Raw genomic sequence first — 12,631 nt, forward strand, 5'->3', positions numbered from 1 at the left:
ACGAGAAGGGCGAAAAAAACACTTAGATTGGAATTATTTTTGAAGTCCAAGCAAACTTATGTCTCTTTTTCAAAATGAGTTCGAACATATCCGAGAGCTAAGAAGGATAAGGCGACAACTCCAAGTCCAATAATCAAGAAAGAATAAAGATGGACACTTGGAAGAAAGGTCATCAAACCTTTCGCAAGCGGCATAAAGAGAATTGCCAGTGTAAAAATGGTACTCAATACCCTACCCAAATATTCTCCATCAATCTTGGTCTGTACCTGTGTAAAGAAGTGAATATTAAAAATCGTCATAAAGAGTTCACAAATCAGGTTTCCAGAAAAGGTTAAAATATTGGGCAGTGGCAAACCCATCATGAAAACTCCTACTCCTGTTAAAATCAATAAGAACAAAAGTGTATTCATACTTGATTTAAATTTATTTGCTATCAGTGCTCCTATAATTGAGCCAATCGCACCCATGGTTAAGATAGTCGCATAAGCTCCTTCTACTCCATATAGTTTATTTGAAAAAGGAAGCAAAAACTCAAAAGCCGCAAAAAAGAAATTAACGCTGGAAGCCACTAACAGGAGAAAGAAAATATCTTTTTGATGCCAGATATAGTGCAAGCCATCTTTGATATCCGCAAAAATATCTTTCCCAGTAAAAGGTTTCTTATCTTGAACCATTGGTTCTTCTTTTGGAAGTAAGGCCACTAGAACAAATGCTATAAAAAAAGTCAAAGCATCTAGTAAGAGCGTCAGATGGAGACTTGCAAATTGTAAGACCAGAAAAGAAAGTACAGGAGAACTCACACTGACAACCTGCAAGACCAACTCCAAACGAGAATTGTATAGGACCAGTTCATCCTTCTCTACCAATTCTGTGATAATGGCCTTATTTGCCGGTCTAGAAAAGGCAAAAGCAATAGCCTGAACAATGTTGGCAAAAATCAAAGCTCCAATCATCCAGCTATCATTCCTTATAAAAGAAATAGCCAGACAAAGAATCCCACAAACAAGGTCTGTCGCCATTAAAATCCTACGACGAGAAAAACGGTCTGAAATGACTCCACCAAAAGGATTTACGAGAATAGATGTGACCAGTTCAGAAATCTGATACATTCCTAAAACTGTCTGTCCGATAGTCCCCATGGAAGCCAACCAGACACTATTTCCATAATCATAGAGCATATTCCCTATCTTGTTAACAGCTCCACGGCTAATCAACTGTAATGCATAGCGATTCATATAAAAACTCCTCTCAAATTTTGAAACTATTGTATCAAAACTGAAAGGAGCATTTTATTTTTTCCCTTATTTGGGAAAATTAATCTTTGACAAATTTTTCGTAGTGTTCCTGATAGTAGGCTACTTGCTCTGGGAGACCTAGCACGTCAAAAATATGCATAGCTTCCTGCATCTGGCTACATCCTTCTCTACACTGTCCTTTTTGGTACAAATCAAAACCTTTTAGGTAATGTAAAATATTTCGCTCATATAGATTAATATTTTTACCAATAATTTTCTCTGTACAAGACTCAAAATAGCTTGCATTGTCAAAAGAAAGATGCTCTAAACAATGCTGGTAACAATTGAGGGCCAAAATCAACACTAATCTCTTATGGCGACCAATCTCTTGGTAAAATTCCTCCCTCTCCATAACTTCTCTTCCAATTCGAGTGACATAATCCACATCGTAGAAACTATAGAGGTTACCAAACAGAATCAACTCATACATGGTCCATTCTTCTGTTTTGAAGAGATAATCTGCTACCTTATCCAAATCATCCTGCTTCATCTCATAACTCGAATCTCTTTGACAAATCAAACCTTGTAGCAAAATCCAGTTCAGCTCAAAATAAAGGGGAGTCGTCGAACTCTTAGCCTTTTCAAGTTGTTCCCTTTGAAGCTTTTGAAAACCTACAATATCATTTGAATAGTAAAGGGGTACAATTTGTCCCATCATAGCAACATGTTCATGATTATGAAAATTCCTTGCCTTGTCCATGAAATTTTCGATTGTGACATGAATGTTATCCAAAAGCTCAAAGAAACGTGAGACTGCTAGGTCAGACTCCCCAAGCTCAAAGCGAGATAACTGAGAAGTTGAACAGGACCCGCCTGCCGCCTCCTTTAAAGAATAATTTCCACTTGTCCGAAATTCACGAAATACTTTTCCTAGATTTTCCATCTTTACACCTGTTCTGATAATTCTTCCCACTCAAGCATCGCTTCTTCCTGACGATGGCTGATTTTGTCCAACTCAGCCTGCAATTCCATCAGTTTGTCGGCATCGTTTGTTTCCAACATTTGTTCAGAAATGGCTTGACTTTGACTTTCTAGCTCTTCAATTTCAGCTTCTAGATTTTCAATTTGTCGCATGAGTTTGCGAACTTCTTTTTGACTTTCTTTCTGAGCTTGATAGTCATTAACTGGGCTCGGTTCTTTTGCTTGATTACTAGTTAAAGTTTCCTCAGTTTGAATCATTTCTACTTCTGATTTCTTCTCAACATAGTAATCGTAATCTCCAAGGTAGAGAGTTGATCCATTCTCTGACAATTCCAGTACATGAGTTGCCACACGATTGATAAAGTAACGGTCGTGACTGACGAATAGAAGAGTTCCATCAAAGTCAATCAAGGCATTTTCTAGCACTTCCTTGCTATCAATATCCAAGTGGTTGGTCGGTTCATCCAGAATCAAGAAGTTGTTGTTTTCCATAGAGAGTTTAGCCAAAAGCAAACGAGCTTTCTCACCACCAGACAGCATGCCGACTGATTTTTTAACATCATCTCCTGAGAAAAGGAAGGCCCCAAGACGGTTGCGGATTTCAACTTCTGGTGTCAGTTTAAAATCATTCCAGAGTTCATCCAGCACCGTATTACTTGGTGTCAGCTTGCTTTGAGTTTGGTCATAGTAACCAACCTCAACATTGGCGCCAAAGCGCTTTTCTCCCTTGATAAAAGGAATCTGGTCCACAATAGACTTGATAAAGGTTGACTTGCCAATACCATTTGGACCAACGATGGCGACAGCATTCATCTTACGAAGATCTAGGTTGATAGGCTCTGACAATACTTCCCCATCATAGCCTATAGCAGCATCTTCAACAGTCAATACAACATTGCCCGATGTTTTCTCAGACTGGAAGGTCATGTTAGCAGATTTCTTACCAGCTTCAGGCTTGTCCAAACGTTCCATTTTTTCCAGTTGTTTTCGGCGAGATTGGGCACGTTTAGTCGTTGAAGCTCGGACTAGATTGCGATTGACAAAGTCTTCCAGAGCAGCGATTTCCTTCTGTTGCTTTTCATAGTTTTTTGCCTCAGTAGCTAGCTTTTGCTCCTTTAACTCGACAAAACGAGAATAGTTGCCCACATAGCGATCCAAGGAATGTTTGGTCAAATCCAGCGTAATCGTCGCAACCTTATCCAAGAAATAACGGTCGTGGCTGACGATAATGAGGGCACCGCTATAGTTTACCAAGTAATTCTCTAGCCAGGCAATAGTTTCAATATCCAAGTGGTTGGTTGGCTCGTCCAAGACCAAGAGATTAGGCTTTTCAAGGAGCATTTTGGCCAGTGCCAAACGAGTATTTTGACCACCAGAAAGCTCAGCAATTTTCATCTGCCACATAGATTCGTCAAACTTGAATCCATTTAAAATCGCTCGTATATCAGCTTCATAGGTAAAGCCACCTGCTTGGCGGAAATTCTCAGATAAGCGGTCATAATCTGACATCAGTTTATCCAAATCCCCACCAGACTTTTCTCCCATCTCCAACTCCATCTGACGCAGTTGTTTCTCAGTCCGACGTAAGTCATCAAAGACATGAAGCATCTCATCGTAGATGGTATTTTCAGACTCAAAACGGCTATCTTGAGCTAGGTAAGACAGAGAAATATCTTTTTTCTTATTGATTTCTCCACTAGTTGGCTCCTCTTCTCCAACCAAAATCTTCAAAAGAGTAGACTTACCTGCACCATTTTTCCCAACAAGGGCAATCCGATCTCGTTCATCAACCTGCAGGTTGATATTATCAAAAAGAACCTCTCCAGCAAAAGAACGTTCAATTTTATTAGCTTGTAAAATAATCATACAAACAGTATAGCATGTTTCCCTAAGGCATTCAAGACTTGATAAACCAGTATATGACACCACTTCTCTGAAAATTATGCTACCGTTTTACTAAAACGCTAAAAAGTGCTATAATGTGAACGGTTAAAACAATTTACAAAAAGGAGAATTTCAATGTCTTACCAAGAAAATTACCAGAAATGGGTTGATTTTGCGGAGCTTCCTGACTACCTTCGTCAAGATTTGGAAAATATGGACGAAAAAACAAAGGAAGATGCCTTCTATACAAATCTTGAATTTGGTACTGCAGGTATGCGTGGCTTGATTGGTGCTGGTACAAACCGCATCAACATCTACGTTGTTCGTCAAGCTACTGAAGGATTGGCTCGTTTGATTGAGTCTAAAGGTGGAAACGAAAAAGAACGTGGTGTAGCAATCGCCTACGATAGCCGTCACTTCTCACCTGAGTTTGCCTTTGAATCTGCGGCAGTTCTTGCCAAACACGGCATCAAATCTTACGTATTTGAAAGCCTTCGTCCAACTCCAGAACTATCATTTGCAGTCCGTCACCTCAACTGTTTCGCAGGTATCATGGTCACAGCTAGCCACAATCCTGCACCATTTAACGGTTACAAGGTTTACGGTGAAGACGGTGGACAAATGCCTCCACACGATGCAGATGCTTTGACTACATATATCCGTGCAATCGAAAACCCATTTGCAGTTGAAGTTGCTGATGTGGAAGCTGAAAAATCTTCTGGCTTGATTGAAGTCATCGGCGAAGCTGTCGATGTAGAATACCTCAAAGAAGTTAAGGACGTTAACATCAACCCAGCCTTGATTGAAGAATTTGGTAAAGACATGAAGATTGTCTACACACCACTTCATGGTACTGGTGAGATGTTGGCTCGTCGTGCTCTTGCCCAAGCAGGATTTGACTCTGTTCAAGTCGTTGAAGCGCAAGCAACTGCTGATCCAGACTTTTCAACTGTAAAATCTCCAAACCCAGAAAGTCAAGCAGCCTTTGCCCTTGCTGAAGAACTTGGTCGTCAAGTTGGTGCAGATGTTCTTGTGGCAACTGACCCTGACGCTGACCGTGTTGGTGTTGAAGTTCTTCAAAAAGATGGTAGCTACCTCAACCTTTCAGGTAACCAAATCGGTGCTATCATGGCTAAATACATCTTGGAAGCCCACAAAAATGCTGGAACTCTTCCTGAAAATGCAGCCCTATGTAAATCTATCGTATCAACTGACTTGGTAACAAAGATTGCTGAAAGCTACGGTGCAACTATGTTCAACGTTTTGACAGGTTTCAAATTTATCGCTGAGAAAATCCAAGAATTCGAAGAAAAACACAATCACACTTACATGATGGGATTTGAAGAAAGCTTCGGTTACTTGATTAAACCATTCGTACGTGATAAAGACGCTATCCAAGCTGTTCTTGTCGTTGCTGAACTTGCTGCCTACTACCGTTCACGTGGTTTGACACTTGCTGACGGTATCGAAGAAATCTACAAAGAGTATGGCTACTACGCTGAAAAGACTATCTCTGTTACTCTTTCTGGTGTTGACGGTGCTGAACAAATCAAAGCGATTATGGCTAAATTCCGTAACAATGCTCCAAAAGAATGGAACACAACAGCGATCACTGTCGTAGAAGACTTCAAAGCTCAAACAGCTACTGCTGCTGACGGTACTGTTACAAACTTGACAACACCTCCAAGTGATGTGTTGAAATACACACTTGCTGACGGTTCATGGATTGCCGTTCGCCCTTCAGGGACAGAACCAAAAATCAAGTTCTACATTGCAGTTGTAGGCGAAACTAACGAAGAATCACAAGCTAAGATTGCTAACATCGAAGCAGAAATCAATGCTTTTGTAAAATAAAATCCTATAAAAGATGAGACCAACCAATCTCATCTTTTTTTCGTATCAAATCTAAGCAATTTTAGAAACTTTATGGCATACTAGACTTATCAATGAAAGCGAGGTAATCTCATGGAACAATTTTTAGATAATATCAAAGACCTTGAAGTCACTACAGTTGCGCGTGCACAAGAAGCTCTTGATAAAAAAGAAACTGCAACCTTCTTTATCGGTCGCAAAACTTGCCCTTACTGCCGTAAATTTGCAGGTACATTGGCAGGTGTCGTAGCTGAAACCAAAGCTCACATCTACTTCATCAATAGTGAAGAACCAAGCCAACTCAATGAGTTGCAAGCATTCCGCTCACGCTACGGAATTCCAACTGTACCAGGCTTCGTTCACATTGCGGATGGACAAATCAATGTCCGTTGCGACTCTTCAATGTCAGCACAAGAAATCAAAGAATTTGCAGGATTGTAAAAACCACTCATCGAGTGGTTTTTAAATGATCAAAATTACCTTTTTTCAATCAAATCTTGTATCATTCTATTCAGTTCTTCTATCTTCTCAGATTGTTTCTCTAGTAATATTCTCTGACTAGACAATTCATCTTGAAGTTTATCAAGTTTTATCTGTTCATCTGGATTATCTTTTATAAAAAAGTTCGTCAAGGCACTCGTTAACATTCCTATTGTTCCAATACCGACAAGCATCAGTAAAACTGCTAGCCATTTCCCAAAAAGGGAAACTGGAACAATATCACCATAACCAACAGTAGTTACTGTCACAAGAGCCCACCAAAGACTATCTGAGAAGGATTTTTCTTCAACTACAGATAAAATTGAACTTCCTACTAGAACGATAAATATATTAACATATAAGATATAACTCAGACCATTTGTCCGTAAGAGTTTGCTTACCTTCTTTTCCAGCTTGCCAGTTAATCCAACGATTCTTAAAAGACGAGTCAGTTTCAGTAATTTTGTCAGCCTTGCTAGGCGAAAGATGCGTCCTAATCGAAACACTGTAAAAATAGCATTTAAAGGCAGGATAGCTAGCAGATCAAAGATATTTTCAATTATGAATCGCCATTTCTCTTTACTTAAAAAGAACCGCCAGCCATAATCTACCACAAAAACACCCCAAAGTAGTAAATCAATAATGTTGTACGGAGGATTGTCCAAATCGACCATCTCAGCAAATCCAAGCAAGACTAGAACAACAGATATCAACGCAAGTATGATAATCGTTGTATCATAGTAATCCTTAAATAACCATTTTCTTTTCACACTACTTCTCCTATATCATTTGTAAACATTATACCACACCAAATCTCTACTAGATATATAAAAAAGAAGGCAAGTGCCTTCTTTTTTATATATCTGTCAATGGTGTTGCAGTATCTGGTGAGGTATCATAAACCTTAAAGTCTACTCCGACTCCCAGATCAGCTTGAGCTAGCTGGTTGACCATGGTCATGTGAGCCAACTCCTTAATATTGTTTTCCTTGGATAGATGGCCAAGATAGATTTTCTTAGTTCGATTTCCCATTGCACGAATCATGGCCTCAGCACCGTCTTCGTTAGAAAGGTGACCGAGATCAGATAGGATTCGTTGTTTGAGTCGCCAAGCGTAAGAACCTGCTCGCAAAATCTCTACATCATGGTTGGACTCTATAAGATAGCCATCTGCATTCTCGACAATCCCTGCCATACGGTCACTAACATAACCTGTATCTGTCAAAAGGACAAAACTCTTATCATCCTTCATAAAGCGATAGAACTGCGGTGCGACTGCATCATGGCTCACACCAAAACTCTCGATGTCGATATCTCCAAAGGTTTTGGTTTTGCCCATTTCAAAGATATGCTTTTGCGAAGAATCCACCTTGCCAAGATACTTGCTATTTTCCATAGCCTGCCAGGTCTTTTCATTGGCATACAAATCCATACCATACTTGCGAGCTAAAACACCTACTCCATGAATATGGTCAGAATGTTCATGCGTAATCAGGATAGCATCCAAATCTTCTGGCTTGCGATTAATTTCAGCAAGTAAGCTGGTAATTTTCTTGCCCGACAAGCCTGCATCCACTAAAAGTTTCTTTTTTGGGGTTTCCAGATAAAAGGAATTTCCACTGGATCCCGACGCTAAAATACTGTATTTAAAGCCTATTTCACTCATTCTGGTTTTCTATTTCGTCCTCCCATACTTCTTCTTTCACTGCATCCTTATCATAAGGGAGCACAATGGTAAAGGTTGATCCCTTACCATATTCACTCTTAGCCCAAATAAAGCCCTTATGTTGTTTGATAATCTCTTTAGCGATAGCTAGTCCTAAACCAGTACCACCTTGGGCACGACTTCTAGCACGATCCACACGATAAAAACGGTCAAAGATACGTGGTAAATCTTGCTTTGGTATCCCCAATCCTTGGTCTGAAATGGATAAAATCATCTGATCATCAGTTGTCTTCATGGTCACTGTGATTTTCCCACCATCTGGAGAATACTTGATTGCATTGTTAAGAATATTATCAATCACCTGTGTCATCTTATCTGTATCAATCTCTATCCAAACTGAGGTAATGGGGTAATCTCTCACCAGTTCGTATTTCTTCTCTTCGTCCTGCCCTCTTATCTGATCAAAACGGTTGAGGATAAAGGTAATAAAGGCAGTGAAATTGATCAATTCCACATCTAGGTGACTGGTTGCATTATCAATACGTGAAAGATGGAGGAGATCCGTCACCATCCTCATCATACGGTTGGTTTCATCTAGAGACACCTTAATAAAGTCTGGCGCGACAGGTTCTGACAAGGCCCCCTCATCCAAAGCTTCAAGATAGGATTTTACGCTAGTCAAAGGAGTTCGTAACTCATGACTAACATTAGAAACAAAGAGTCTCCGTTCCCGTTCTTCCTTCTCCTGCTCCGTCGTATCATGCAAAACAGCAACCAAACCTGAGATAAAGCCAGACTCACGACGGACCAAGGCAAAACGTACACGAAGGCTCAAATACTCACCATTGGCATCCTGAGAATCAATCATAAGCTCAGGAACTTGGGTAATCAAATCACGAAGTTCATACTCATCTTCAATCTTAAGCAATTCTAGAATACTTTTATTGAGAACCTCTTCCTTCTCAACACCTAGCTGTTTCTTAGCCATGTCATTAATCATAGTAATCTTGCCACGACGATTGGTCGCAAGGACTCCGTCTGTCATGTATGAGAGGATACTGTGCAATCGTTTACTCTCTTGTTCCAGATTTTCTTGGGTCAAGCGAATTACTTCTGATAAATCATTGAGATTATTGGTAATATTAGTGATTTCAGAGCTTCCCTGCATATCCAATACCTGAGAATAATCTCCTGCAATCAAATCTTTGACTTTTTGATTAATTTGCTTCAACCGAATATTATCTCGCCGATTTTCTAGCAAAAGCAAGGTAACAATCAAGATAAAACCCAATAAAATTAAAATGAAGATAAAATCACTAGTAAGAATATTTTTTCTAATCAATTCAATCATTATTTCTCATATAATAACCAACACCACGACGTGTTAAGATATACTCTGGACGACTAGGTGTATCTTCAATCTTCTCACGCAAACGTCTGATAGTTACGTCAACAGTCCGAACATCTCCGAAATAATCATAACCCCAGACCGTTTCAAGCAAGTGTTCACGCGTAATCACTTGACCAATATGAGATGCCAAGTGGTACAAGAGTTCAAATTCACGGTGGGTTAAGTCTAATTCTTCACCGTATTTTTTAGCTACATAAGCATCTGGCACAATCTCCAAGTCCCCAATTTGTAAGGGTTGGGTTTTCTTTTCATCTGACTCTTGATTGTCTACAGAAGCCAAGTCCGTGCGACGAAGAAGAGCTTTAACACGCGCCTGCAACTCACGATTTGAGAAGGGTTTTGTCACATAGTCATCCGCTCCAAGCTCTAAACCGATAACCTTATCAAACTCACTGTCTTTAGCCGACAGCATGATAATAGGTACACTACTAGTCTTGCGAATAGTCTTCGCAACTTCTAAACCATCAATTTCTGGAAGCATCAAATCCAGAATAATAATATCTGGCTGCTCTGCTCCAAATTGTTCTAGCGCTTCACGACCATTAAAAGCAGTTACAACTTCGTAACCTTCCTTGGTCATGTTAAACTTGATAATATCCGAGATTGGTTTTTCATCATCTACAATTAATATTTTTTTCATTTGTTCACCTTTTTCTCTACTATTATACCAAAAAAATAACAAGAAGACACAGTAGCTAGTCTTTGCCACTGTCTAACTTGACTTTTGCATAAGCCTGCCAGATTTTTTGTTGGGGTTTGGCAAGTGGGTAATTCTTAAACTCTTCTGGTGAAAGCCAGCGAACTTCCCTATCGGAAAAGTTATGAAAGTCTGTCACTTGACCTGCTACAATTTGAACATTCCACTTGCGATGGCTAAAGATATGCTTGACAGTCTCAAAATAAGTATCAAACCAATCAACATCTAGGTCATAGTCCTGCTGGAAACTCTCTTCTGGACTTGGGCCAAAGTTCACACTTTCTTCCGCAACCTGATGGAAGAGGTCAAACTGCTCTTCTGACGAAAAGTTATCAACTTCTATCAAGGGGAAATGCCAAAAACCTGCCAATAGCTTTTCACTTTCATTTTTTTCAAGTAAAAATTGTCCTTGAGTATTTTTAACCACCAAGGCTTTAAGATAAATTGGGACAGGCTTTTTCTTAGGCGCCTTAATTGGATAACGGTCCATGGTTCCATTCTGATATGCCGCACTAAAGTCCTTAACTGGACTTTCTTCTGGTCTGGGATTTACAGGAGCCTCAATATCTGAGCCTAAGTCCATCAAGGCTTGATTAAAGTCACCTGGCCGTTCTGGGTCAATCAGGATTTCCATCATGGCTTGGAAAATCTTTCGATTGCTAGGAATCCCAATATCATGGTTGACTTCAAATAGACGGGCCAAGACCCTCATGACATTACCATCTACAGCCGGCTCAGGCAAGTTAAAAGCAATACTGGAAATGGCTCCTGCTGTATAAGGACCAATCCCTTTCAAGCTGGAAATTCCTTCATAGGTGTTTGGAAATTGACCACCAAAGTCTGTCATAATCTGCTGGGCTGCAGCCTGCATATTACGAACTCGAGAATAATAACCCAAACCTTCCCAAGCCTTCAGTAAACGCTCCTCAGGCGCAGTTGCCAAACTTTCCACTGTTGGAAACCAGTCCAAGAATCGTTCATAGTAAGGAATAACCGTATCCACCCTGGTCTGCTGGAGCATAATTTCAGAGACCCAGATATGATACGGATTTTTACTTCTACGCCAGGGTAAATCTCTTTTGTTTTCATCATACCAAGTGAGAAGTTTCTCACGGAAAGAAACAATCTTCTCATCCGGCCACATGACGATACCGTATTCTTTCAAATCTAACATATCTCTAGTATAGCACAGAAGATTCTAACTGTCCTTTTCCTAGTATTAATACTCTTCGAAAATCTCTTCAAACCACGTCAACGTCGCCTTGCCGTATATATGTGACTGACTTCGTCAGTCCTATCTACAACCTCAAAGCAGTGCTTTGAGCAGACTGCGGCTAGTTTCCTAGTTTGCTCTTTGATTTTCATTGAGTATAAAAAGCCTCTTCCCAAAGGAAAGAGGACTAAATCTTATTGATGAACCGCTTGAGCTGCTGTGATAAGGGTCAACTTATAAACATCATCTGCATTACATCCACGAGAAAGGTCGTTAACTGGCTTGTTCAAACCTTGCAAAACAGGTCCAACAGCCGCAAAACCGCCAAGACGTTCTGCCATCTTGTAACCGATATTTCCTGCCTCGATACCTGGGAAGATGAAGACATTTGCTTGACCAGCTACTGTACTTCCAGGAGCTTTCAGAGCTGCAGTTTCTGGAACGAAGGCTGCATCAAATTGCAATTCCCCATCGATTTCAAGGTCAGGACGCAAGTCGTGAGCAATTTTAGTTGCCTCAACAACCTTATCAACGCTTTCTCCAAATCCTGAACCTTTAGTAGAATAGCTTAGCATAGCAATTTTAGGCTCGATTCCAAACATCTTAGCTGTAATTGCTGAGTTGATGGCAATTTCAGCCAAAGCTTCCGCGTCTGGATTGATATTGATGGCACAGTCCCCAAAGAGGTAACGCTCCGTACCACGAACCATGAGGAAGGCACCTGAAGTACGAGTTACATTTGGACGAGTTTTGATGATTTGAAGGGCTGGACGAACTGTTGAAGCTGTTGAGTGAATCGCTCCTGACACCATTCCATCAACCAAGCCCAGGTAAACCAACATGACACCAAAATAGTTGACATCTTCAACCAAAACCTTGCGTGCATCTTCTTCAGACATTTTGCCCTTGCGACGCTCCACCAAAGCAACAACCATTTCTTCAAATTTATCGTAGTGTTGAGGATCAATGACTTCATAACCATCTTCGATACCTTCGATTTCAAGATAAATTTTAATTTTTTCAGGATTTCCTAGCAAAACAGGAATCACTTCTGTTTCTTTTACCAGACGTTTAGTCGCTTGAAGAATACGAGGTTCTTCCCCTTCAGGGAGAACGATACGAGCATTTTTACCAACCAAGTTGGCTTTAAGACTTTCAAAAACTTCCATGAGTTTTCTCCTTTAAGATAATAA

General features: G+C 40.1%; 11 protein-coding genes. 2 read left to right on the top strand and 9 right to left on the bottom strand.

What is annotated here, in order from left to right:
* Positions 1–56 precede the first annotated feature (56 nt).
* From SK637_RS05385 to SK637_RS05395, 3 genes are all read right to left on the bottom strand, one after another.
* Positions 57–1,235, bottom strand: coding sequence for an MFS transporter (locus SK637_RS05385; RefSeq protein ID WP_033688861.1), 1,179 nt, complete (start codon positions 1,233–1,235; stop codon positions 57–59).
* 79 nt (positions 1,236–1,314) lie between these two features.
* Positions 1,315–2,178: an Rgg family transcriptional regulator gene (locus SK637_RS05390; RefSeq protein WP_033688862.1), complete on the bottom strand. Its 864-nt coding sequence runs from the start codon at positions 2,176–2,178 to the stop codon at positions 1,315–1,317.
* 2 nt (positions 2,179–2,180) lie between these two features.
* Positions 2,181–4,082 carry an ABC-F family ATP-binding cassette domain-containing protein gene (locus SK637_RS05395; RefSeq protein WP_033688863.1) on the bottom strand — a complete coding sequence of 634 codons (1,902 nt, stop codon included), beginning with the start codon at positions 4,080–4,082 and terminating at the stop codon, positions 2,181–2,183.
* A gap of 153 nt (positions 4,083–4,235) precedes the next feature.
* Between SK637_RS05395 and SK637_RS05400 the strand changes: the two genes are divergently transcribed.
* Both SK637_RS05400 and SK637_RS05405 read left to right on the top strand, forming a co-directional pair.
* A complete protein-coding gene (locus SK637_RS05400) occupies positions 4,236–5,954 on the top strand; it encodes a phospho-sugar mutase (protein ID WP_033688864.1) in 1,719 nt (572 codons plus the stop codon).
* A 111-nt stretch (positions 5,955–6,065) separates the two neighbouring features.
* Positions 6,066–6,413, top strand: coding sequence for a thioredoxin (locus SK637_RS05405; RefSeq protein ID WP_023944304.1), 348 nt, complete (start codon positions 6,066–6,068; stop codon positions 6,411–6,413).
* Between the two features lie 35 nt (positions 6,414–6,448).
* On the opposite strand, the gene SK637_RS05410 is transcribed toward SK637_RS05405, so the two are convergent.
* From SK637_RS05410 to pta, 6 genes are all read right to left on the bottom strand, one after another.
* Positions 6,449–7,222, bottom strand: coding sequence for a potassium channel family protein (locus SK637_RS05410; protein ID WP_033688865.1), 774 nt, complete (start codon positions 7,220–7,222; stop codon positions 6,449–6,451).
* Between the two features lie 85 nt (positions 7,223–7,307).
* Complete coding sequence (locus tag SK637_RS05415; RefSeq protein ID WP_033688866.1) at positions 7,308–8,117, bottom strand: MBL fold metallo-hydrolase; 810 nt, start codon at positions 8,115–8,117, stop codon at positions 7,308–7,310.
* Complete coding sequence (vicK, locus tag SK637_RS05420; protein ID WP_033688867.1) at positions 8,110–9,468, bottom strand: cell wall metabolism sensor histidine kinase VicK; 1,359 nt, start codon at positions 9,466–9,468, stop codon at positions 8,110–8,112. Before vicK ends, SK637_RS05415 begins: the two co-directional genes overlap by 8 nt.
* Positions 9,461–10,168, bottom strand: coding sequence for a response regulator YycF (yycF, locus tag SK637_RS05425; RefSeq protein WP_033688868.1), 708 nt, complete (start codon positions 10,166–10,168; stop codon positions 9,461–9,463). The genes vicK and yycF overlap by 8 nt, the downstream gene beginning before the upstream one ends.
* A 55-nt stretch (positions 10,169–10,223) precedes the next feature.
* Positions 10,224–11,399 carry an A/G-specific adenine glycosylase gene (gene mutY, locus SK637_RS05430; RefSeq protein WP_033688869.1) on the bottom strand — a complete coding sequence of 392 codons (1,176 nt, stop codon included), beginning with the start codon at positions 11,397–11,399 and terminating at the stop codon, positions 10,224–10,226.
* A 233-nt stretch (positions 11,400–11,632) separates the two neighbouring features.
* On the bottom strand, positions 11,633–12,607 hold the full coding sequence (gene pta, locus SK637_RS05435; protein WP_033688870.1) for a phosphate acetyltransferase: 975 nt from the start codon (positions 12,605–12,607) through the stop codon (positions 11,633–11,635).
* Between the last annotated feature and the right edge of the window lie 24 nt (positions 12,608–12,631).

The organism is Streptococcus mitis, from assembly GCF_000722765.2.
Taxonomy (GTDB): Bacteria; Bacillota; Bacilli; order Lactobacillales; family Streptococcaceae; genus Streptococcus; species Streptococcus mitis_AQ.